At 31.5% G+C, this 24,412-nt stretch carries 20 protein-coding genes; 13 read left to right on the forward strand and 7 right to left on the reverse strand.

Going from position 1 to position 24,412, the window contains the following annotated elements; all coding sequences use genetic code 11:
- The first annotated feature begins 83 nt into the window (after positions 1 to 83).
- Together G8C43_RS09380 and deoD are read left to right on the forward strand one after the other, a co-directional pair.
- The gene (locus G8C43_RS09380) at positions 84 to 1,280 is read left to right on the forward strand and encodes an aspartate aminotransferase family protein (protein ID WP_166005617.1); all 1,197 of its coding nucleotides are present in this window, start codon (positions 84 to 86) and stop codon (positions 1,278 to 1,280) included.
- Positions 1,281 to 1,392: 112 nt separating this feature from the next.
- A complete protein-coding gene (deoD, locus tag G8C43_RS09385) occupies positions 1,393 to 2,109 on the forward strand; it encodes a purine-nucleoside phosphorylase (protein ID WP_166005618.1) in 717 nt (238 codons plus the stop codon).
- Between the two features lie 61 nt (positions 2,110 to 2,170).
- Here deoD and G8C43_RS09390 read toward each other — a convergent pair whose 3' ends face one another.
- Positions 2,171 to 3,490 carry a M28 family metallopeptidase gene (locus tag G8C43_RS09390; protein ID WP_166005619.1) on the reverse strand — a complete coding sequence of 440 codons (1,320 nt, stop codon included), beginning with the start codon at positions 3,488 to 3,490 and terminating at the stop codon, positions 2,171 to 2,173.
- Entirely contained in the window at positions 3,477 to 3,938 is a 462-nt protein-coding gene (locus G8C43_RS09395) for an energy transducer TonB (protein ID WP_166005620.1), read from the reverse strand. The genes G8C43_RS09390 and G8C43_RS09395 overlap by 14 nt, the downstream gene beginning before the upstream one ends.
- Positions 3,939 to 4,396: 458 nt before the next feature.
- On the opposite strand from G8C43_RS09395, the gene G8C43_RS09400 reads away from it, so the two are divergent.
- The 5 genes from G8C43_RS09400 (at position 4,397) to G8C43_RS09420 (ending at position 14,083) form a co-directional block, all read left to right on the forward strand.
- Positions 4,397 to 6,070 (forward strand): M23 family metallopeptidase, encoded by a 1,674-nt coding sequence (locus G8C43_RS09400; protein WP_166005621.1) that lies wholly within the window; start codon positions 4,397 to 4,399, stop codon positions 6,068 to 6,070.
- The gene (locus G8C43_RS09405) at positions 6,057 to 8,483 is read left to right on the forward strand and encodes a carboxypeptidase-like regulatory domain-containing protein (protein ID WP_255490371.1); all 2,427 of its coding nucleotides are present in this window, start codon (positions 6,057 to 6,059) and stop codon (positions 8,481 to 8,483) included. The genes G8C43_RS09400 and G8C43_RS09405 overlap by 14 nt, the downstream gene beginning before the upstream one ends.
- Before the next feature lie 169 nt (positions 8,484 to 8,652).
- Entirely contained in the window at positions 8,653 to 10,320 is a 1,668-nt protein-coding gene (locus G8C43_RS09410) for a formate--tetrahydrofolate ligase (RefSeq protein ID WP_166005727.1), read from the forward strand.
- 124 nt (positions 10,321 to 10,444) lie between these two features.
- Entirely contained in the window at positions 10,445 to 11,818 is a 1,374-nt protein-coding gene (dgt, locus tag G8C43_RS09415) for a dGTP triphosphohydrolase (RefSeq protein ID WP_166005728.1), read from the forward strand.
- Positions 11,819 to 11,935: 117 nt separating this feature from the next.
- Positions 11,936 to 14,083 carry an endonuclease MutS2 gene (locus G8C43_RS09420; RefSeq protein ID WP_166005622.1) on the forward strand — a complete coding sequence of 716 codons (2,148 nt, stop codon included), beginning with the start codon at positions 11,936 to 11,938 and terminating at the stop codon, positions 14,081 to 14,083.
- 54 nt (positions 14,084 to 14,137) lie between these two features.
- Here G8C43_RS09420 and G8C43_RS09425 read toward each other — a convergent pair whose 3' ends face one another.
- The 4 genes from G8C43_RS09425 to G8C43_RS09440 form a co-directional block, all read right to left on the reverse strand.
- Positions 14,138 to 14,536 carry a thiol-disulfide oxidoreductase DCC family protein gene (locus tag G8C43_RS09425; RefSeq protein WP_160568295.1) on the reverse strand — a complete coding sequence of 133 codons (399 nt, stop codon included), beginning with the start codon at positions 14,534 to 14,536 and terminating at the stop codon, positions 14,138 to 14,140.
- Entirely contained in the window at positions 14,533 to 15,174 is a 642-nt protein-coding gene (locus G8C43_RS09430) for an ACP phosphodiesterase (protein WP_166005623.1), read from the reverse strand. The genes G8C43_RS09425 and G8C43_RS09430 overlap by 4 nt, the downstream gene beginning before the upstream one ends.
- Before the next feature lie 46 nt (positions 15,175 to 15,220).
- Positions 15,221 to 16,597, reverse strand: a complete 1,377-nt coding sequence (locus G8C43_RS09435) for a tetratricopeptide repeat protein (protein ID WP_166005624.1) — start codon at positions 16,595 to 16,597, stop codon at positions 15,221 to 15,223.
- A gap of 108 nt (positions 16,598 to 16,705) precedes the next feature.
- Positions 16,706 to 17,401, reverse strand: coding sequence for a biotin--[acetyl-CoA-carboxylase] ligase (locus tag G8C43_RS09440; protein WP_166005625.1), 696 nt, complete (start codon positions 17,399 to 17,401; stop codon positions 16,706 to 16,708).
- A 126-nt stretch (positions 17,402 to 17,527) separates the two neighbouring features.
- Between G8C43_RS09440 and rsfS the strand changes: the two genes are divergently transcribed.
- The 6 genes from rsfS to G8C43_RS09470 all read left to right on the forward strand — a co-directional run bounded on the left by rsfS (position 17,528) and on the right by G8C43_RS09470 (position 23,314).
- Positions 17,528 to 17,902 (forward strand): ribosome silencing factor, encoded by a 375-nt coding sequence (rsfS, locus tag G8C43_RS09445; protein WP_105296916.1) that lies wholly within the window; start codon positions 17,528 to 17,530, stop codon positions 17,900 to 17,902.
- 50 nt (positions 17,903 to 17,952) lie between these two features.
- Entirely contained in the window at positions 17,953 to 19,950 is a 1,998-nt protein-coding gene (gene ftsH / locus G8C43_RS09450; protein ID WP_185149857.1) for an ATP-dependent zinc metalloprotease FtsH, read from the forward strand.
- Positions 19,951 to 20,049: 99 nt separating this feature from the next.
- On the forward strand, positions 20,050 to 20,619 hold the full coding sequence (locus G8C43_RS09455) for a hypothetical protein (protein WP_160568292.1): 570 nt from the start codon (positions 20,050 to 20,052) through the stop codon (positions 20,617 to 20,619).
- 12 nt (positions 20,620 to 20,631) lie between these two features.
- The gene (locus G8C43_RS09460; protein WP_166005626.1) at positions 20,632 to 21,495 is read left to right on the forward strand and encodes a phosphatidate cytidylyltransferase; all 864 of its coding nucleotides are present in this window, start codon (positions 20,632 to 20,634) and stop codon (positions 21,493 to 21,495) included.
- Positions 21,492 to 22,148, forward strand: a complete 657-nt coding sequence (locus G8C43_RS09465) for a phosphatidylserine decarboxylase family protein (RefSeq protein ID WP_166005627.1) — start codon at positions 21,492 to 21,494, stop codon at positions 22,146 to 22,148. Before G8C43_RS09460 ends, G8C43_RS09465 begins: the two co-directional genes overlap by 4 nt.
- Before the next feature lie 272 nt (positions 22,149 to 22,420).
- Positions 22,421 to 23,314: a bifunctional 5,10-methylenetetrahydrofolate dehydrogenase/5,10-methenyltetrahydrofolate cyclohydrolase gene (locus G8C43_RS09470; RefSeq protein WP_166005628.1), complete on the forward strand. Its 894-nt coding sequence runs from the start codon at positions 22,421 to 22,423 to the stop codon at positions 23,312 to 23,314.
- Between the two features lie 45 nt (positions 23,315 to 23,359).
- Here the strand turns inward: G8C43_RS09470 and G8C43_RS09475 are convergent, their stop codons facing one another.
- Positions 23,360 to 24,412, reverse strand: coding sequence for an HmuY family protein (locus G8C43_RS09475; protein WP_166005629.1), 1,053 nt, complete (start codon positions 24,410 to 24,412; stop codon positions 23,360 to 23,362).

Genomic DNA, 24,412 nt, shown 5'->3' on the forward strand with positions numbered 1-24,412 from the left:
TTTTTTAAGTAATAATTATTAAAAATTTACCATTTACAAGCTGCAATATATTCCGTATTTTTGCGTGTAAAAATCATTGAGAAATGGGTAAATTACAAGAGGATTTTTTTAAATATCAAGCAAAAACAACTTTTTATGCCTCAGGTTTTGAAGTAGATAAAGCAGTAGGAAATTATATATACGGAAAAGATGGCAAGGCATATCTGGACTTTGTAGCGGGAGTTTCAGCAAATACTTTAGGTCATTCCCACCCGAAAGTTGTTCAAGCGATTAAAGATCAGGCGGATAAATACTTACACGTAATGGTATATGGAGAATATGCCATGGAAAAGCCGGTGCAGATATGTAAAATGTTATCGGAAAATTTACCGGATCCGCTCCATACAACCTATTTGGTCAATTCCGGAACGGAAGCCATAGAAGCGTCCATGAAGTTAGCTAAACGATATACAGGAAGGCAAGAAATCATTTCGTTTATTGATGCTTATCACGGAAACTCGCAAGGTTCCTTGAGTTTAGCCGGTAGGGATACTAATAAAAAGCCTTTTGAGCCTTTATTGCCTCAAATTAATTTTATACGTTTTAATGAAGAAGAAGATTTAGCTAAAATAACCGAAAAAACAGCGGGAGTAGTAGTTGAAACCATTCAAGGGGCAGCAGGATTTATAACCCCTGAAAACAATTATTTGAAAAAATTAAAAAACAGATGTGAAGAAGTCGGAGCATTACTAATATTAGACGAGATACAGCCCGGATTTGGCAGAACAGGTAAGTTATTCGCTTTTCAGTGGTATGACCTGGTTCCCGACATCTTGGCCATGGGAAAAGGTATGGCCGGAGGAATTCCGATAGGAGCCTTTATGGCTTCTGCTGAAATGATGGATACTTTAGCAGATCATCCTAAACTAGGCCATGTAACCACTTTCGGCGGTAATCCTATTCCGGCTGCAGCAGCTTGTGCGGTTATGGAAGAATTATTGACAACCGATTTGATGGATCAAGTTCACAGCAAAGAAAAATTATACAGAAAAAAATTAAAACATAAGGAAATTCTCTCCATTAACGGAAGAGGTCTAATGTTGGCTGTGCAATTGAGATCACCTGAATTTAGTTTAAAAGTAGCTGAAAGATGTATGCACAAAGGATTAATCGTTTTTTGGCAATTATACAGAAATGAATTCTTACGAATTTCGCCTCCATTAACCATTACTCCGGCAGAGATTATTAAAGGATGTGATATTATTTTAGAATCCATCGATGAAGTAGCTAAAGAATTTTAAATTGTACTAAGTTTAAAACGAATAATAATTCAAGTTTTAATTAAACAAATAACTATTCAAGTAAAGATAGTATTCTTATCTTTACTTCACGTAAAAACTAAAATTAAATAATATGGCAACTGCACACATTCAGGCAGAATTCGGAGAAATTGCAAAAACAGTATTGATGCCCGGAGATCCCTTAAGGGCTAAATATATAGCGGATAAATATTTAGAAAATCCAATACAATTTAATTCTGTCAGGAACATGTTTGGATATACCGGTCTTTATAAAGGGAAAAAAATATCTATTATGGGGTCAGGTATGGGAATGCCAAGTATAGGTATCTATTCTTATGAGCTATTTTCTCAGTACGGAGTTGACACTATTATACGAATTGGTTCAGCAGGTTCGTATGTTGAAGACATTAAAATATATGACGTAGTATTAGGAAATAGCGCATATAGTGAATCCTCTTATGCAAAAGTTCAGTCAGGATACGACAAAGATAAAACCTATCCGTCAGAAGAATTAAATGTATTTATTGCAAAGAAAGCAATTGAATTGAACATTTCAATTCATGAAGCTTGTATACATTCCAGTGATGTTTTTTATGTAGAAGGAGGAACTGATTATAAAAAATTAATTCAAGATCATGGTTGCGGTTGCGTAGAAATGGAGAGTTTTGCTCTATTCCATAATGCCCAAGTTTTAGGTAAGAATGCAGCTTGTTTGTTGACCATCTCTGATTCATTCATTACAAAAGAAAATATATCAGCACAGGAGAGACAATCCTCTTTTGATACCATGATGGTTCTAGCTTTGGAGTCAGCTATCGGTTTTCAATAAAAATTCATGATAAATAAAGTTTAAGGCAAGTAATTTTTACTTGCCTTTTTTTATGAATATATTATAATACATTTATAAATTTAGTTAGTAGGGCCACCAACTTATCGAAGGCATACAGAGAAACTTCTGAATCGTATATATCATGATATCCGCTTTTTCCACCCAAAGTATAAATATAAAAAGAAGGAACTCCTTTTTCGTAAAAAGGGCAATGATCGCTATTACAGGCACTTCCTCTAATTTTAACCTGTTTTAAATAATTATACATGTAACTTATATTTTCAAGTTTAGTAAATTGCTTAAAATACTCTTTACCGTTTACAACTTGAATTCCATCTTCTCCCGTACCTACCATATCAAAATTTATTAAAAATTTAATTTTCTTTAGATCGAACAAAGGATGATCCACAAAATATTGAGAACCTTTTAATCCTGCCTCTTCTCCGGCAAAAGCAATAAATACTATATCAAAATTGGGTTTGTTTTTTTCAAAAACTTTAGCCATTGAAAGTAACAGAGCAACACCACTGGCATTATCATTTGCACCGGGAAATATAACGTCATTAATTTTACCCAGATGATCATAATGAGCAGTTAATACAATAAGGCTGTCGGAACGTTTGCCTTTTATATAACCTACTACATTATTAGCTTCAAAATTAGGTTCAAAATGGGTTTTTATATCTAAAGTAATGGATGAGATAGTATTAGGTACGGATTGATTATTAATAAATAAATTAACGGTTTTAGTCTGTTTAGGACTTAAAGAATGTATAAATTTTGATGAAGTTTGCTGTATTACCAATGGAATTGAAATATCCCAAACTTCATTGCAAATAAGTTGCGGAATCTCACGATATAATTGATTTGCCGATTCCTCCTGTAAAATCAGGTTATCCGGGAAAATTTTATTCGGAAAAACCACTGAACGGGTATTTATTTTTTCCAATTCTTTATCAATATAAGAACGGTCATTCCACTCAAATAAGCTGTCAATTACCCCCGTATTAAATACAACGGGAGAAAAAGTTCCCTTTAAAGATGGCGAACCGGCACCAACCAAATAATCTGAACCTAATTTCAGTTCTTTGCCATTTACAGAAACAAAACTTTTTTCTATGATATTAATTGGATAAGAAAAGGATTGGAAATATGAATTATGAATTTTAGATAAACCAATTTTTTCAAATTGTGCAGCAATTTCTTCCGATGTTTTTTTCATTCCGTCTTCAACATAGCCTCGACCGGCAAATTCGGAAGAAGTTAGTTTTTTTATCACTTGTTCCGCATATACTTTAGGCGTTTGCGCTACGGATAAATTAAAGAAAAAAATAATTAAAACAATATAACTTTTTGAAATCAGCTTGTTAGTTATTGGCATCTTGAATATAAGGTTTTGATTGATTGGATGGTATTTTAAAATTAACTCGTAAAGTATAATAAGACCGAACATGCTTTTTATTTAATATGGCCGAATTCCATCTGGCTTGTGTTTTCTTTAAAACACGAATAATTTCATCGGCACATCCGTATCCTATATCTTTTAAAATTTCAAAATTAGTAATTGTGCCGTTTTTTTCAATAACAAATTTCACAATCACTTTTCCTTGAATATGGTTGTTAATGGCTTTAACAGGATATTCAAGATTGGAAGATAAAATTTTGAGTAATTGCTTTCGTCCTCCTTCATATTCTCCTTTTATTTGGACCTGATACGGTTCATAAATGTTACTTTTAGGTAACGATGGTTTTTCTTGAGCAGAAAGAGTATTATAAAATAAAATAATGACAATAAATGATAGAAACGTGTGAATGTTTTTTTTTAACATAAAGAGTGGTTTTGTTAAAATTTAAACGTATTAAATATTTATACGAGGTAAATTGGCAATAATTTTTCAAATATACGGGATAATTTTTTTTAGGTTTAAATAATTTCAAAATTTAAATTCAATCGGGGGAGAGATATTTTGTTAACTTCTGGATAATAGGTTCATTTAGATGAATAAGCCTGATTTTTTTTATCCTAAATTTATAATGAATGTAAATAATATTTTACTATAGAATTCATTATTCATTGAATGAAATACAATATCTGACCAATGACTTTGTCACTAAAGACAGAATAAACTAGTAAGCAAACAACTATTCATATTCATTACCAATTTAAACACCATAAATAAAATTTAACTTAATTAAGTGTTAAAAGAATCTAAATAAAAATGAAATTCTTATTTTTGAGAAAGATTACTATATCATAATACATAAAGATGATTATTTAAAATTTCCCATGAAAAAAATAGCAGTAACAGCAGCCCTACTATTCACGCTCTTATCCCATTCACAGAATTATCCTAAAAATTTTGCATCCCCTTTAACAATCCCTATTTATTTATCTGCTAATTATGGAGAACTACGAAAAAACCATTTTCATTCCGGTTTGGATATGAAAACCCAACAGAGAACAGGATTATCTGTGTTGGCTTCTCAAGATGGTTATATTTCTAGAATTAATATTTCACCCTATGGATATGGTAAAGCAATTTATATAGATCATTCCAATGGATACACAACCGTGTATGGTCATTTAAGCGAATTGAAAGGAGCCATTGAAGAAAGAGCACGTAAAGAACAATATAAAAATAAAAGTTTTACAGTTGATTTTTATTTGAAACCGGGAGAACTTCCGGTTAAAAAAGGAGAAATTATCGCACTTTCAGGAAACACCGGAGGATCCGGGGGGCCTCATTTACATTTTGAAGTTAGAGATACCAAAACAGAAGAAATATTAAATCCGTTTTTATTCGGATACGATGTTAAAGATCAAATAAAACCTTTACTAAGAGGCACCTGGATTTATCCCGTAAAAGGACAGGTAAACGGTAGCAATTCTAAAATTATAGCGTCTGAAGGTGGAAGTTATAATGTATCAGGAGAAATTGGTTTCGGTGTAAAAGCATACGATCAACAGAGCGGATCTCAAAATTTAAACGGAGTTTATTTTATTAAAACTTGGGTTAACGGTCAAATTCTATCCATATTTCAAGCGGATAAGCATTCTTTTAGTGAAACCCGTTCTATTAATGCTTCCGTGGACTATCCCGAATTATTGGCTAACAACAGTTGGATATATCGCACTTATTTATTACCGGGAAATACTTTGCAGATGTATGAACAAAAGGTTAATCGAGGAATTTTAAAAGTAGAAGCTGGTAAAACGTATCAAGTTAAAATAGAAGTGGGAGACTATGCCGGTAATGTTACCGCACGAAGTTTCACCATGAATGGTATTGCTTATAAAAATACAGATGATGCGGAAAAAATAAAATCAGGAAATGAACTTTTAAACGTAAATTTTAAAAATCCATATTCATTTAAACAGGACGGATTGTTTGTAAACTTTGAAAAAGGATCTTTTTATGAAGATTTCACTTTTAATTATAAAAAAATCGGAAGTAATCAATACCAAGTGCATCAATCATCAGTTCCTATTCACAAAAAATATGAAATCACTATAACACCCGATTGGAGCAATTTGGATAAATCTAAAGCAGATAAATATGTTATTATCAGAGAATCTAATTTCGGTCCAATAAAAAAAGAATATTTAGATACCTCTTATGAAAACGGAAAATATAAAGCAACTCCTAAAGATTTTGGAAAATTCTATCTGGCTATAGATGAATCAATACCTACTATTAGCTGTCCGATGCTCACAAAATCAAAAAAAATAGGAAATAAATTATCATTTAAAATTAAAGACACAGGATCGGGAATTAAAACCTTTGATGTTTTTATCGATGGAAAATGGGTACTTGCTGAATATGAATATAAGCAAAACAGCCTATTTATTTCTAACTTAGAAAAAGAAGGAATTCGATCAGGTAAGCATCAAGTTGAAGTAATAGTTACCGATAAAGTAAATAATAAAAAGATATATACGAGCGACTTTGAAAAATTATAAAATTCTAACATTTCTAGTCTTATGGACGATCTCCTATAGTGTATGGGGGCAGACCATAACTATTTCAGGTAAAATACAAGATAATCACGGCAAGCCAATATCCGAAGCTAAGATTTATGTAAATCCGGAACCATTTTCCATATCTGATAGAAATGGAAATTATGGATTACAAGTACCTTCCCATACTACTATAACTTTAACCGTTGAACATAAGGGGTATTTATCAGATACAAAAACTTTTATAACGTCTGATCAAGATATAAAGATTGATTTTAATCTTATGCCCGATAAAGAAAAAGAAATTCCTGAAGTTGTGTTTAAAGGAACTCGAAAAAAAACGGCTGATATAACTATGCAGCAGATTGATGTACACAATCTTGATAATACACCTACTCTTTCCGGAGGAGTAGAAGAAATTTTAAATACGGTTTTTGTAAGTACAGCCAGTGAGTTAAGTTCACTTTATAGAGTTAGAGGTGGAAATTACGATGAAAATTTAGTCTATATAAATGGAGTAGAAATATATAAGCCCTTAACCGTGCGAAGCGGACAACAAGAAGGAATGAGCATCATTAATCCGGATATGGTTTCTTCCATTAATTTTTCTGCCGGAGGATTTGAGTCTCGATACGGAGATAAAATGTCGAGCGTGTTGGATATTCAATACAGGAAAACTCGAAAATTTGAATCTAGTCTGGAAGCAAGTTTATTAGGGGGCGGAGCAACTGTTGGGTATGCGGACAAAAAAAATAAATTTTCGGGAATTGTAGGTTCAAGATATAGAAATACGGATCTCATTTTAAATACTTTTGATGGAGATACGGATTTCAACCCGCAATATTTTGATGTACAAAGTTATCTTCAGTATACCTGGACTCCTCAATGGAAATTGTCATTTTTAGGAAATTATGCTTCCAATGATTATACAATGGAACCCAAAAATAGAGAAGTAGAATTTGGAACTTTACAACAGCCTATCAAGCTAAATGTTGCCTATAATGGGAATGAAAAAGATAAATATAGAACGGCTAACGGGACGGTCTCTTTAGAATTTAAACCTTCAAATAAACTAGCCTTTAATTTAGATGGATATGCTTTTCATTCTAAAGAACAGGAATATTTTGATATTTCAGCCGGATATAGGTTACAAGAAGCAGATCAGGATACAGGCGATTTCTTGCCTTCCTTCAATTCAGGAGGACAAATAAATCACGGGAGAAATAATTTGGATATGTTGGTATTAGGTACACAATTGAAGGCTAAATATAATTTAAACGTAAATTCAGCATTTGAAGCAGGCTTTCAATACCAACATGAAGATATAAGAAACCTTAAAAACGAATGGCAGCTCATTGATTCGGCAGGATATGCCATACCAAGACCTTTAGTACCGCCGGGAAATTTAGATGAATCCGATTTGATTTTAATAAATCATGTATCAGCTAATAATAAGTTAAAATCCAATCGAGTTAATGGATACTTGCAATATTCAACTAAATTCATGTGGAATACCACTCGTGTATTAATTAATGGAGGAGTTCGAGCAACCCATTGGGATTTCAATGGTGAAACCAATGTTAGTCCCCGAGCACAAATTGCTTTAAAGCCGGATTGGAAGATAGATATGCTTTTTCGTTTTGCTACGGGTTTCTACTATCAACCCCCTTTTTATAAAGAAGCTTTACGGTTAGACGGTACGCTTAATGATAAAATTAAATCGCAACGTTCCATACATTTTATTTTAGGTAATGACTTTGAGTTTAAAATGCTCAACAAACATCCATTTAAATTAACAACGGAAATTTATTACAAGAAATTAGATGATTTAATACCCTATTTTGTAGATAATGTCAGGATAATTTATACCGGAGAAAATAATTCCAAAGGGTATGCCTATGGAATAGATGCCCGATTGAATGGTGAATTTGTAGAGGGTGCCGAATCGTGGTTATCGGTTTCTTACGGGAAAACTGAAGAAAATATTGACGGAAGAGGTTATATACCGCGTCCGACAGATCCGAGATTTAAAATTGGATTATTTTTTCAGGATTATATGAAGAAATATCCCCGATTTAAAGCCAATGTAAATTTAGTCTATGCATCCGGTCTTCCCAACGGAGCCCCTTTATATTCAGATCCGTATAACTACCAAACCACCTTATCGGATTATAAACGAGCCGATGTTGGCTTGACTTATGTTTTTGTGGATCAAAAAAAGAATAAAGCTCGTATCGGTACCGCTTGGGATAAGTTTAAGGAGTTATCGTTGGGGTTAGAAATATTTAATGTTTTTGATGTTAGAAATACGGTCAGTAATGATTGGATCAGGGATGTCAATTCAACTTCTTATTATGCAGTGCCTAATAAACTAACGGGAAGATTTTTTAATGTAAAATTAAATGTAAAATTATAGCCTAGAATATCCTAATCAGGAAACGTATGATCTGTTGCTATTTTAGGTACTAAGTTAAACAAGTTATAATGTTAAATTATTATTATACGATTATTGGTATAAAATATATATATTTGGAATTAAGTATTTAAATTTTAATCAGATGGAAAGTAAACATACATATAAAAAAATAAATTCAGATATAGAAATAGCTCGTTCCATAAAACTGAAACCTATATCCGAAATAGCGGAAAACATAAATATTCCTGAAAAGGAAATAATACCCTTTGGAAAATATATAGCAAAAGTTCCCCTTGAGCTGGAATCCAAAGAGAAAATAAACAAATCCAATTTAATTTTAGTAACTTCCATAACGCCAACCAAAGCAGGAATAGGAAAAACAACAGTATCCATAGGTTTGGCTTTAGGGCTCAATAAAATTGGTAAGAAAGCAATAGTTGCTTTAAGAGAACCTTCTTTAGGACCTTGTTTTGGCATGAAAGGAGGAGCTGCAGGAGGAGGATATGCACAAGTGCTACCCATGGAAAATATCAATCTTCATTTTACCGGTGATTTTCATGCTATAACCTCAGCTCATAATATGATCACGGCATTATTGGATAATTATAATTATCAAAACAGAGGCACTACGGAGGTATTAAAAGAAGTCGTTTGGAAGAGAGTATTAGATGTTAATGATCGAAATCTACGCAATATAGTTTCCGGATTGGGAGGAAATGCTAATGGCGTAATTCAAGAATCGGGATTTGATATAACCCCTGCTTCGGAAATTATGGCTATACTATGCTTGGCAACGGATATAGATGATTTACGAAGAAGGATTGAAAATATTTTACTAGGCTACAAAACAGATGGTAGCATTTTTACTGTAAAAGATTTGGGTGTTGCAGGAGCTATTACGGTTTTATTAAAGGATGCCCTACTTCCTAACTTAGTACAAACCACTGAAAATACAGCCGCTTTTGTACATGGAGGCCCTTTTGCCAATATAGCTCATGGGTGCAATTCCGTACTGGCAACAAAAATGGCTATGAGTCATGGAGAATATGTAATTACAGAAGCGGGTTTTGGTGCTGATTTGGGTGCTGAAAAATTTTATGATATAAAGTGCAGAAAATCAGGGTTAGAACCTAAACTCACAGTTCTTGTGGCAACGGCTCAAGGATTGAAAATGCACGGAGGAGTTCCTATATCTCATATAAAGGAAGAAAATGTTGACGGAATCGCTCAAGGGCTTCAAAATTTGGAAAAGCATATCGATAATATTAAATCATACGGGCAAACCGTATTAGTTGCTTTTAATAAATATTCAAATGATACAGAGAAAGAAATATCTTTAGTAAAAGAATTTTGTCAAAAAGGAGGGGTTGGTTTTGCAATTAATAATGCATTTACAGAGGGCGGAATAGGAGCAGTAGACCTGGCAGAATTAGTAGTAGAAACGATAGAAAAAAGTCCTTCCGAAAAATTGAAATTTGTATATAAAGATGAGGATTCAATTAAAGTAAAAATTGAAAAAGTAGCAAAAAAAATATACGGAGCTTCATCGGTAAGTTTTAGTAAACAAGCATCTCAAAAAATAAAAAAATTGGAAGATAGCGATATGAGTAAATTTCCCGTTTGCATCGCAAAAACTCAATTTTCATTTTCTGCAAATCCTACGGCTTACGGAGTAACTAAAGACTTTGATTTAGAAATTAGGGATTTGGTAATAAACCGAGGCGCGGAATTTATAGTAGTAATTGCAGGAGATATTATGCGTATGCCCGGTTTGCCAAAAAATCCTGCTGCCATGCATATAGATTTAGTTAATGGCTTAGTAGAAGGATTAAGTTAAAAATACAATCATCCAAAAAATTAAATAAAAATAAATTGGGATAAAGAGGTGTATCGTAAAGTGCATACTACTAATATTTCGACATATAAAATAATTTTTATTTTTAATTATCATTAAAAGAATGATGAATATAAACCAACTGTTCTCAGAAAAAAGAACAGGTATACAATATAAATCTACGGATAAACATACAGACGCAAGAAGTGAGTATCAAAGAGATTTTGATCGGGTTATATTTTCAACCTCTTTCAGAAGATTGCAAAATAAAACACAAGTTTTTCCATTGCCGGGAAGTGTCTTTGTACATAATCGGTTGACGCATTCATTAGAAGTGGCTTCAGTGGGCAGATCTCTAGGAAGCGATATTGGAAACTTTATAGCAACAGCCTATGCTTCGGAGCTAACAGAACAAAATAAAGAATTATATAGACATAGTCTTTACAACGTAATTTCAACAGCTTGTTTATGTCATGATATTGGTAATCCTGCATTTGGACATTCCGGAGAAGATGCAATTGCAAGTTATTTCCAACGAAATGCTTCTCAATTAAAAGATAAATTTTCAGCATTAGAATGGAGCGATTTTTTAAATTTTGAGGGAAATGCTAATGCCATACGCATCTTGACACAAAAACAAAACGGTAAGTCCGAAGGAGGAGCTATGCTTACGTATTCAACTTTAGCGTCGATTGCTAAATATCCCTGTGAATCCATAGCAAAAAATAAAAACATAATAGAAAGAAAAAAATTTGGTTTTTTTCAATCCGAAAAAAATACGTTTAAAGACATAGCTCACGAAACGTCTATGATTTTGGTACAAGAAAATCCCTTGTCTTATTATAGACATCCCTTTGTTTGGATTGTAGAGGCTGCCGATGATATTTGCTATAACATTATTGATTTGGAAGATGCTCAACGATTAGGATTTATAAATGCTCAAATATGTGAAGAACTTTTGCAGCAAATTATTGAAGAAATACACGGTAATAATAAATGGAGCAGAGTGAAGAAAAAATTGGATAGTATTGAAGATAAAAACGATCGTATTTCTTTTCTGCGTGCTGTATCAATCGGTGCATTAATTTCCAGATCAGTGGAATTGTATAAAAAATACTTTGAAGAAATTATAAAAGGTACTTTGCAAACTTCCATATATGACCTAATTCAGCAGGAATGCAAAGCAATTCAAACAATCAAAGAATTTTCCAAAACCCATATATATAATCATCGATCGGTAGTTGAAATTGAAAATGCAGGATATAATGTGATGTATGAATTACTGGATCATTTTATACCGTCAATTTTAAAATCAGAAAAAGAACGTTTAGGATATGAAAAAAGAGCGGTTCAACTCATCCCTAAACAGTTTCTATATGAAGACAAAGGAGATTATGAAAAAGTTTTGGGTATTATTGATTTTGTATCGGGAATGACCGATAATTACGCTACAGATTTATACAGAAAAATTAAGGGAATTGATATAGGCATGACTTTGTAACTGGATATTTAAGCAAAATTTAGGTTTAATTCAAAGTGAAGTTTATCGAAGAGTAAATATAGAAGAAGAAAAAAGCCTTATTTTTGTATACGCATTATATACAGTACAAAGGATACTATGCAGATATCAGAAGATACGTTAAAAGAATTAGAATTTCAGAAGATTATTGATGAAATAATACCCTTTTGTTATTCAGAAAAGTCAAAGGATTTAGTTGCTCAGCTCAAACCTCTAAAAAAAGAAAAAATTAAAGAAAGTCTTCACTGTGTCAATGAATATTTAGGAAGCTTTTCTAATGAAAATTATATTCCGTTCAGGGAATATGATGATATTGAAACTGAATTAAAAATGCTTCTTATAGAAAATTTTACGTTAGAAGCAAGATCCTTTCAGAAAATTAGAAATTTATCTCAATTAGTGAATTCACTAATTGTTCATTTTGAAAAATTTAAAGATTATTTTCCTACTCTACATAAAAATCTCTCATATATTGAATATACCAAAGAAATTATTTTAATGGTAAATAAAATATTTAATCGTTTTGGTGAAGTTAAGAATGATGCAACCGTTACCCTGCAAAATATAAGAGAGCATATCCAGATAGTCAGGAAAACTATACAGGAAAATTTTGATAAGACAGTCACTCATTTTTCTCAAACAGGAGTTTTAGATGAAATCAGGGAAAGTGTTATTGATGACCAACGAGTGTTGGCTGTAAAATCGTCTTTTAAAAAGTCAGTCAAAGGTAGAGTATTAGGTTTTTCTAAAACCGGTTCGATCTGTTTTATCCTACCGGAATCTGTGATTCAACCCAATGTACGATTAATGGAATTAATCAATCAGGAAAAAAAGGAAATAGAAAAAATTCTTTTTAACCTGACTCAACAAATGGTTGAATTTTATCCGTTATTAGAAAAATATCAACACTATATATATAAATTGGATGTAATACAGGCAAAAGCACGATATGCGGAAGCATTAGATGCAGTATTGCCTGAAATTACTGATCAAGCGGAAGTTCATCTGATCAATGCTTATCATCCAATCCTTTTTCTTACAAATAAAAAAGAGAAAAAAACAACGATTCCACAGACACTTACCCTGGACAAAAACATTCGGATTATATGTATTTCAGGTCCAAATGCCGGAGGTAAAAGTATTACACTGAAAACAGTTGGATTGTTGCAGCTCATGATACAAAGTGGTATTTTAATTCCGGTGCATCCTAAATCTAAGGTAGGATTTTTTAATAAAATACTTACCGATATAGGAGATAATCAATCGATTGAAAATCAGTTAAGTACTTATAGTTCTCGATTAAGGAAAATGCAACAAATCATTAAACAAGCCGATGCACATACCTTATTATTGATTGATGAATTTGGAACCGGATCTGATCCTGAATTAGGGGGAGCATTGGCAGAAGCATTTTTGGAATATTTTTATCATAAAAAATCATTCGGTATTATTACGACTCATTATACCAATATCAAATTGAAGATAGAAGAATTAAGTCATACCAAAAATGCGTCTATGTTATTCAACGAGAAAACTTTGCAACCTATATATAAGTTGGAAGTAGGACAGGTGGGAAGTTCATTTACATTTGAAGTGGCAGAAAAAAATAAAATACCTAAAGAAATTATTCAAGTTGCCAAGCAAAAAATTGAAAAAGATAAGGTTAATTTAGATAAAACTATAGTACGTTTACAGCAGGAAAAATATCAAGTTGAAAAATTAAAAGGCGATTTAAATAAGCAAATTGATCATTCAGAAGAGAAGAAAAGACAATTGACCGATACGATCAATAATTATAAACAAAAACTGATTAATTTTCAGAAGTTATATGATGAAGAAACTAAATTAAATCAACTGGGTCAAAAATTTGAAAAATATATAGACGCATATTCAAGTGGTAAGAAAAAAAGAGATATTATAAAAGACTTTACTAAAATACTGGAACAAGAAAAATATAAAAAAACACAAGTTACTGAAGTTGAAAAAATTCAAACTAAGAAGCAACGAAACAAAGTTAAGACCGAGTTAAAAAAAGAAGAAATAAAAAAGCAATTAGAAGAAACAAAGGCTGAAGAAGTACGAACAACTGCAGATAGAGCAAAAAAATGGATGAAAGAAGGGAAAAGAGTTCGAATCAAAGGCAGCTCCAGTGTTGCTACCATAGATAAAATTGAAGGAGAAACCGCATTTCTAAATTACGGACTGTTTACAACTAAAATTTCTGTTTATGAAATTGAAAAAGTTTAATATTAATTTTTATAAAAATTAATGTAAGTAACCTAGAAATATCTATCCGAAATTTTAAATAAATTTTCTTTTATTTTCAGGAGTAGGAACCATGCAGCTATCTTTTTTTCCGAATAAATGATATCGATATTTGGATACTAAAGAATAAATCCAATCTCTTATAAAAGAAGGGATCAATAGAAAAACAGATAAGAGATTATAGGGAAAACCAAGATTCTGAGCAATTTTTAAAGCAGCTGTACTTTTAGTATAGTACGCTACCTCGGGTTCATATAAAATTATTGATTTAAAATCGGAAGAATCAAGATTTCTTTCTTTTAAAAAATTTTGTCCATATTCGGATTGTAGAGAGGAAAATTTAAATTGATTATGAGTATCTCTCTTAATAATAAATTGAACCGTAGAATTGCAAAGATTACAAACGCCGTCAAATAAAACAATGTATGTTTTCATAAACGATGAGTATGGTTTTGCAAAATTAAAACTTCGTATTCCGGCATTAACTTTATAATAAATTTTTTACAATAAGATTGAAGTTGAGGGAAAAAATCAAGAAAATGGCGTTCAATTTTTTTTTCTTGTAAATATATCTCCTTAATTGAATTACCCATATCAGCAATACTTTGATTAAATTTGGATTTTTTGGTTAGATGATGCAGCGTCCATTCAATACCTTCATAAGTACTGTATTTTTCAAACCAATCATCTTCAATTAAAGATTTTAAAATGGTATCTAATTTTTTTGGAAACAATAGTTCCGTACTTTGAACCAAATCATAACATGAATTTTTGAAATACTCAAAATCCTCTTCATAAAAAAGATGCCAATTTTTTATTAAGAAATAATCATAGATAACATCGGTGATTATAGGGGCAAATTTTCCATACGATTTATGGAAAATACTAGTTGTTTCTTTAACAATAGGATGAGAATCCGTAAATGAATCGATATGCCGATGTAAAAGAATGCCGGTAGCTATAGATTGAGGATAATTTTGATAATCTTTACCCCGAACAACTTCACCCAACACATTACCTAATTGTATATCAGGAATTTGATACGATAGCAATTGATGGGCTACAATGTTCATTGAATATTATCAATTATTCTTTATGGTTTTTATTAATAAATAAGTTTTAAATAATGCCGGGATTTTTATATTTAATTGTGTTATCCCTAAGTAAAATTGAGTATTTTTCCTGCATTTCTTGTTTAATGGAAGGATTCAATTTTAGTGCCATTTTTAAAAATTTTTCACTCTTTTCATAATTCTTCAATAAGAAATAGCAGTTGCTTAGTTGATAGTAGAGTTCTGCTTTATGAAAATTCTTAAAACTTTTATGCAATAGTAATGCGGCCTTACTATAATCCCCCAAACTGATGAGTAATTCGGAAAAAGCCAACCAATTATAAAAATGATTGGGTTCAAGCTCAATAATTATTTCAAACGAATCAGAAGCTTCTTCATATTTTCCAAGCTGAATGTTGAGGTAAGCATATTTTTTCCAATAATTAACCTCTTTAGATTCTATATCCAGAGCTTTTTTTATGTAGTGAAGTGCTTCTTCATTATTACCTAAAGAATCATAGATGTCAGAGATTTCATACCAAGCTTTATCAAATTGAGGATCTTCTTTAACTGCTTTTTGAAAAGAGGTAAGCGCTTGTATAGGTTTACGAAGCTTATTATAAGCCTGTCCAATCTTAAAAAGAGTAAAAGCAGCCGTATCGTCAAAATCTAAAGACTCGTTATAAACACTTATCGCTTTTTCCCATTGGTTTAATTTTTCATAGCAAAAGGCTTTTTGAGTATATCCGGCAATGCTCTTAGGGTTAATTATAACTGTATAATCAAAAGCAAATAAAGCTTTATCATACCAATTCTGATTTAAGTATTGTAATCCCAATTGAAACCAAGCTTCATCGGAATAAGGATTTACATCAATGTATTGATTTAAAAAAGTTATACATTCTCTATGCTGATGTAAAATATCGTAACAATGTATGCAAGAAAATAAGGAATACTCATCGTTTTTGTTATATTCTAATGCTTTTTTAAATGAATTTAAAGCAAACGTGGGCTCCTTAATTTCAAGATATTCATGGCCTAAACAATTATAAATATAATCTTCATCTTCTTCATTTTTTAATGCCGCCTTGTAGAAATCAATAGATTTATAAGGAAAATTACGCAAAGACCAATATTTTGCAGTAGCAATTAAGTAATCAGTATCAGCAAAACATAATTCCTTTAATTCTTCGATTAAATCGAAAGCATTATGTAAATCTTCGATTTTAACAAAATATTCGAGCTGTTTAATTTTAATATCAATATTGTTTGGGTATAGAGAAAATGCAATATCAAGAGCTTTAATAGCATATTCAAAATCATAAATCTCCAAGTAGAAAGAAATAATTTCGCAAAACTCATCCGCTTCAAAATAAACGGATTTATTTTCTTCCAACATTTCTTCGAACATATTTACCAGCTCATTGTCAAAAAAATCTTCCACTTAGTTTTTACTTTATTTTTAAATTTATGTAAATATAATTAAAAAAAAAGTATTATAACTATTTGAAATAATTTATTATTCACAAGTATTAAACAAAATTTAAATAATTTAATATAAAAATTCAATTTCTTTGATTCTAAATTTCATAATCCCCTTATTTTCAATTCTAACCTCTAAAAGTCCGTCTTCTTCAACTTTTTGAATAATTCCGTTTTTAATGGATCCGCCTATTTTAAAAGCCAGTACTTTTCCTTTACCAAACAGATATTCATTATAATTGGAAAGAAGATACAAGGGATCATCAAGTAAATAGAAATTATTTTCAAAATCTTTCATTAAACCATGTACTAGATCCGTTAAATTATAATTTTGAGAAGAAAAAGAAAGTAAGGATGAAGCATGAGGAATTCCCGTGAATTCTTTTTGAAGAACATTGATGCCAATTCCTACAATAAAAGTGTTTCCTGATTTTTCAATTAAAATTCCACAGACTTTTTTTTTATTAATTAAAATATCATTAGGCCATTTAATTAAGGCATCAGTTTTTGTGATTTTTTTTATGAATAAACATACCCGAATAGCTACCCAAAAACTAAGAAAATTATTAGGAATGGAAGGGGTGGTAAGACAAAATGTCAGAGCAATATTTTTACCGGGTTCGAACATCCATTGATGGCCATTAACGCCTCTTCCTTTCGTTTGATTAAAAGAAAATACACCGTGGAAATTAGTTGAATATTGCTTTATATTTTCTCTGACAAAATCGTTAGTAGAACCAATTTTATCAAAATATTCTAATGGCATAAGATTTGACAAATACAATTAAATGATAAAATTATTAAATTATAATTAATATAAGTGATAAATTGATTATTTTTGCATAAACTCATTACATTTTATAAAAGACACATTATACTAGAAATAGATTAGATGACTGATACACAGATCGAAAAAAAAGAATTATTAGAAAATATTATAAAAGGGATAGAAGAAGTTAAAGGATACGATATAACTATTTTGAACTTTACCAAATTAGAAAATACAATTACAGATTATTTTGTCATATGCACGGGGGGAACTAATACTCAAGTTTCCGCAATTTCCAATTCTGTGGAAAGATTCGTAAGAAAAAATACTAAAGACAAACCTTGGCATATTGAAGGAGTTGATAATCAACAATGGGTTTTAATGGATTACGTATCTATAGTTGTTCATATTTTTCAACCCGAATACAGAGAATATTATGATTTAGAAAATTTATGGGGTGATGTGGAAATAACCAGAATTCCTAATCCGGACAAATAAGATCTTATAAATATACATAATCCGATAATTATAAAAAATCAGACTTAATTTTGGAAACAAATAATAAAAATAATAAAAAGAAAAAAGATAACAAACCATTTTCGTTTAATTGGTTTTACGGTATACTTATCATATTTGCTATACTACTGGTATCTCAAGAATTTTTAAATTCCGGAAAAGACGTAAAAATAGATTCTGCTAAATTTTTCAGCTACTTAGAAAAAGGCTACGTTAAAAATGTAGTATTTGTTAACGGCTCTTCTGAGGTAAAAGTATATTTAACCCAGGAAGCAATGAAGAATCCTGAAGTTTATAACATGGACAATCAAGGATTCAGTCCATTTAAACAACTTTCTGATTCTCCACAATTCTCATTCATAGCAGGAGATAAACAACTTTTTGAAAAAAGATTTAACGAAGATAAAGCAAATTACAATTTAAATACCAACTTAGAATTTGAAAACCCTAGTCAATGGGGAGATGTATTTATTCAATTATTGTTACCAATTCTTTTCTTTGCACTAATATGGTTTTTCTTATTTCGTAAGATGGCCGGAGGAAGTGCCGGAGGAGGAGGACAAATCTTTAATATCGGTCGCTCCAAAGCTAAACTTTTTGATGAAAACGATAATGTTCGAGTTACATTTAAAGATGTAGCAGGATTGGAAGGAGCAAAAGAAGAAGTAGAAGAAATAGTTGATTTTTTAAAAAATCCTCAAAAATATACCAAATTAGGAGGTAAAATACCTAAAGGTGCTTTATTAGTAGGCCCTCCGGGAACCGGTAAAACCTTATTAGCTAAAGCGGTAGCCGGAGAAGCTAAAGTTCCCTTTTTCTCTTTATCAGGTTCAGACTTTGTCGAAATGTTTGTGGGGGTTGGAGCTTCCAGGGTAAGAGATTTGTTCAGACAAGCTAAGGAAAAATCGCCATCAATTATATTTATAGATGAAATTGATGCTATCGGTAGAGCCAGAGGTAAAAACAATATTACCGGATCTAACGATGAAAGAGAAAACACGTTAAATCAGTTGCTAACAGAAATGGATGGTTTTGGAACAAATACCAGCGTTATCGTTTTGGCAGCAACTAACCGAGCAGATATATTAGACAAGGCATTAATGCGTCCGGGCCGTTTTGACAGATCCATTTATGTTGATTTACCGGATTTAAATGAAAGAAAAGAGATTTTTCAAGTTCATTTGAAACCTTTAAAATTAGATGAAGATCTAGATGTCGATTTCTTAGCTAAACAAACTCCCGGATTTAGTGGAGCAGATATTGCCAATGTTTGTAATGAAGCGGCGTTAATAGCAGCACGTAAAGGAAAAGAAAGTGTAGGAAAGCAAGATTTCTTAGATTCTGTGGATAGAATTATCGGAGGTTTGGAGAAAAAGAATAAAGTAATTAAGCCTCATGAGAAAAAGAGAGTTGCTTTTCACGAAGCAGGCCATGCTACCATCAGCTGGATGGTTGAACATGCAGCTCCTTTATTAAAAGTAACTATTGTTCCAAGAGGACGCTCATTAGGAGCAGCTTGGTATCTTCCTGAAGAAAGACAATTGACAACCACGGAACAAATGTTAGATGAAATATGTGCTACTTTAGGAGGGAGAGCTGCAGAAGAGGTAATATTTAATAACATATCAACCGGAGCATTGTCCGATTTAGAACGCGTAACAAAACAAGCCAATGCGATGGTAACCATTTACGGATTGAGCGATCAAATAGGGAATATTTCTTATTATGATAGCTCAGGCAACGAATATGGTTTTACAAAGCCTTACTCAGAAGTTACTGCTGAAACTATTGACAAAGAAATATCAAAGATCATTGAATCGCAATATAAAAGAGCTGTTCAGATCTTATCAGATAACAAAGATAAATTAACTAGATTAGCTAATAAATTATTAGAAAAAGAAGTAATATTTAAAGAAGATTTAGAAGAAATTTTCGGTAAAAGAAAATTTGATGAAGAAACTTTTTCAGAAGAAATAAATGAGGAAAGCCTTAAAGAAAATGATCAAAATAGTGAATCAAAATCCGAATAATGGCAAGTATTTTGATAAATTCTAAACAACATATAAAATAAAAAGATTTTTATATATTTGATTTGATAATAATTTTGATTTTTAAGTGCTAAAAAGTGAATGGGATTTCTTAACAAAATATTTGGAAAAAAAAACAAAGAAGAAACTACTAATCTGGATTTTTACAATGAAGGAGAAGAAGAGGATGTAGCATTTGCTAGGAAATTTAAAGCAGGAGGAGGGATGTTCTTTTACTGTGAAAATCAGGAAGAATCTTTACATTATTTACAAGAAATACTTAAGAATGAAGATATTAGTGAAGTTCTATGTGTAGAACCTAAACTAATATCTATGATAAATCAATTAGATTGCAATTATTCAACACAAAGTACAGGCGATCAAGATATTGCCCTCATTAATTGTGAGTACTTAGTAGCTTTGGATGGTTCCATAATGATTTCTTCCGATCAAACCTATCATTTAAAAAAAACGGATTTACCCAAAAAAATTATTGTTTGGGCTACTCCAGGTCAAATCATCTCTTCCTCAAGTGTAGGATTAGCTAAGATAAGATATGCTAAAAAGAATAATATTCCTTCCAATATTACTTCAATACATGGCAATCAAGTACAAGGATTTAGTAGTATATCTACAGCTAAAAAACTATATTTACTTTTAGTTGAAGAATAATTTTTAAAACTGGTGAAAACAATATTTGTCCGTGCCTTATCAGGTCTAGTCTATGTGCTTCTTATTTTTTTATGCACCACTCATTTTCTATCCGACATACTTTATATTTACTTTGACTTAAAAATAAATTCCTCCTATTTATTATATGCTTTGCTTACTTTATTTTTATTAGGGTGCAGTTTTGAAACAGTAAAGCTTTTAAAATATTCAAATTTCATATATAAACTTTTAACCTTTGTCTTAATAGGTGTTGTATATTATACTTTCACTCAAAATTTTTTTAACAGCAGTTTTAGTTTACGGTTACTCTATTGGAGATATATTCTTATTTTAGTTTTATTTTGCCTATCCATTATAACTCTATTTTATTTTTCTGATGAGCTCTATACGGACAGTGCAAAACTCATATTCACCACAGCATATTTAAGTATACCTTTTGGGTTGAGTCTGGCTATACCGCGGAGTACCAATCCTTTAACTCCCGAAATATTTTATGTTTTTTTATTACTTTGGATAAGTGACAGCTTTGCTTATCTAATAGGCAGTAAATTCGGTAAACGGAAACTAGCTCCCAAGATTTCACCCAACAAATCTGTTGAAGGATTAATCGGAGGAATAGTGTCTACTATAATAGCAGGATTAGTTATCGAATATCTGGAGCCGGGTTTACGTGGTAATTGGATTGTAATAAGTATAATTATAGCTATATTTGCACCAATAGGTGATCTGGCCGAATCTAAGCTGAAAAGAAAATTTAAAGTTAAAGATTCCGGAAATTTAATTCCCGGACATGGCGGAGTATTGGATCGATTAGATAGTTTTATCTTTTGCATCCCTGCTATATTTGCCTATTATTTAATAAATACTATTGTATGAGGTTACACAAAGAAGGTAAAACCATTATAGGTATTAGTTTAATAGTAAGCATACTAATAAGTATCCTTTCCATTTATTTTCTTAACTATTGGGGACTTATAATAGCGGTACCGGTTCTGGTATTATCATTTTTTATTATTTGGTTTTTCAGAAATCCGATAAGAAGATATGATGCAAAGGCAAATGAAATTATTGCGCCTGTAGATGGAAAGGTGGTAATTGTGAAAGAAGTTTATGAAAAAGAATTTCTTAAAACCAATTGCATCCAAGTATCTATTTTTATGTCTCCTTTAAATGTACACGTTTGCAGATATCCGGTAAGCGGAAAAGTTATATTTAAGAAATACCATCCGGGTAAATTTTTAGTTGCTTGGCATGAAAAATCTTCAGAATTAAATGAACGGACTACAGTTGCTGTAGAAACGGAACAAAAACAAAAAATTCTTTTTAGACAAATTGCAGGAGCAATGGCTCGAAGAATAGTAATTTATTCTCAAATAGGAGATACAGCTCAAGCAGGAAAAGATTTCGGTTTTATAAAATTCGGCTCTAGAATGGATGTGTTTCTTCCTTTAGGAACAGAAATCTTAGTTAAAGTAGGAGATATTATACCCGATGGAGGAGAACGGGTAATTGCCAGATTAAAAGGGTAATACCACTTACTTAAAAGGGTAATACCACTTACTAATCTTCTTACTTAATTTTTCATAAGCGAATTTCCTTACAATATTTTTATAAGTCTATTTTATCATATAGTTAATTAATACAATTATACAATAATAATTAAATTATTTTTATCCAAATTACTATTACTAGTATATAAATAAAAAAATATTTGATTAAGAAATCAGATAAAAATAATTGATATAATACCGATCATTTAGAAGTTAATTTTTACATTTGTATCACTTTTAAAATTAAAAATATGGCTAATATATTGGACGGTATCAAATTATCTAAGCAAATAAAACAAGAAATTAAAGAAGAAGTAATCCAATATGTAAACCAAGGGTATCGTCAACCTCACTTATTAGCTGTTCTTGTGGGCGAAAATGCTGCAAGTGTAACCTATGTAAACAATAAAATTAAAGATTGTCAAGCAGTAGGATTTAAATCTTCTTTATTAAAACTTAAGAGTACTGTAAAAGAAGATGAATTACTTGAGGAAGTAAAAAAACTTAATGAAACGGAAGGATTGGACGGATTTATAGTTCAATTACCTCTTCCCAAACATATAAATCAAGAAAAAATTATAACGGCTATAAATCCCGATAAAGACGTTGATGGTTTTCATCCCGTAAATTTTGGAAAAATGGCTTTAGAAATTGAAAGTTTTTTACCCGCAACTCCTTACGGAATTATGGAAATGCTGTCCAGATATAACATTCCAACCGAGGGCAAAGAAGTGGTTGTCATTGGCCGAAGCAGAATTGTAGGGCGTCCGATGAGTATTCTTCTAAGCCGAAAAGGAAATCCCGGGGATGCGACGGTTACTTTAGTACACTCTAAAACAGTTGATATACCTAAACATACTAGAAATGCAGATATTATTATAACCGCTTTAGGAGTTCCCCACTTTTTAAAAGCAGACATGATTAAACAAGGAGCGGTAATTGTTGATGTTGGAATTACTAAAGTTGAGGATTCCACACACGAAAAAGGGTACTATTTAGCCGGAGATGTTGATTTTGAAGAAGTATCAAAAAAAGCATCTTGGATAACTCCGGTTCCCGGAGGTGTAGGGCCTATGACCAGAGCCATGCTCTTGAAAAATACCCTATATGCTTACAGCAAAGAAATAAATAATAAAAATATATAAAAAAACAGGTTGTTGAAAAACCAACAACCTGTAAATAAAGAGCAATTAATTAGTGAGTAATTTGTATTCGAATTTCGGATATCCTCTTCGTCCATCCTTATCCGTCATATTTAAAAATTTGAGTTTAAATAAATTGCCTTTAGAATCCTTAAGAACATAAAACCGATCCGTAAATACCTTAGCCCCTCCATACGTTGTTCTCCAACTGGAGCCAATAACTCTGTGATCGTTATAAACAAATTTTGTATAATCTACTTTTTCCTTAGTAAAATCTTCGTAACTTCCCACATCAGATATATTTGCTTGATAGGCTCCGGTGTTATTCATCGTATTTATGGTTACAAAATCAGAAAAAGTATACGTACCATGTCCTTTATTTTCATTGATGAAAACTGTAAAGCATAGATCCCACAAGTTTTTGGCAGGCTGAACTTTGACGATGCCAGCGGATAAGCTTAAATAAGAAAAATGATACTCTTTATCTTTTTTAACTATCATTTCATGATGCGTTGTATCATTTATATTTGCATATTGAATTTTATAACTATTAGAATCATTACGAAGAACCCTAATTTTTTTCCATCCCCTGTGTTCTCCTACAACCGTTAAATCATTCGTATTACCGCTAAACACAGAATATCCCATATTAACAAGATACACATGGTTTTCTTCATCTTTTTCACTTATTTCTTCAATGGCTGTGCGCTCCAAATAATTTCCCATAATATCATCAACATACTGCACATTATCCGCTTGAAAATTACCTACCGTTACTACCGATTTCATAGAAGCGATATCGGATTCTCTCACTTCATCTATCGAAGTAGAATTCAATTTACCTGCAGCCATTAATGTGGAATTATTTAAAATAACACGGAATTTATCCCCACCATAAAATCCAAAATCCCAAGAATCCCTCTGATTTACATTCATTCGGTTTTGATCCAGATCAACCCAAACTTGATTAGGTTCGGTAGGTCCTCCAACGGGAACATCTAAAGTAGCTCCCGGTTGAGGAACCACGATAGGACTATCATCTTCTTTACAATTTAAAAGAACAACAAGAGAAATGAGTATAGGTAAAAAATATTTTTTCAT

It is taken from the genome of Apibacter sp. B2966 (assembly GCF_011082485.1).
Classification (GTDB): domain Bacteria; phylum Bacteroidota; class Bacteroidia; order Flavobacteriales; family Weeksellaceae; genus Apibacter.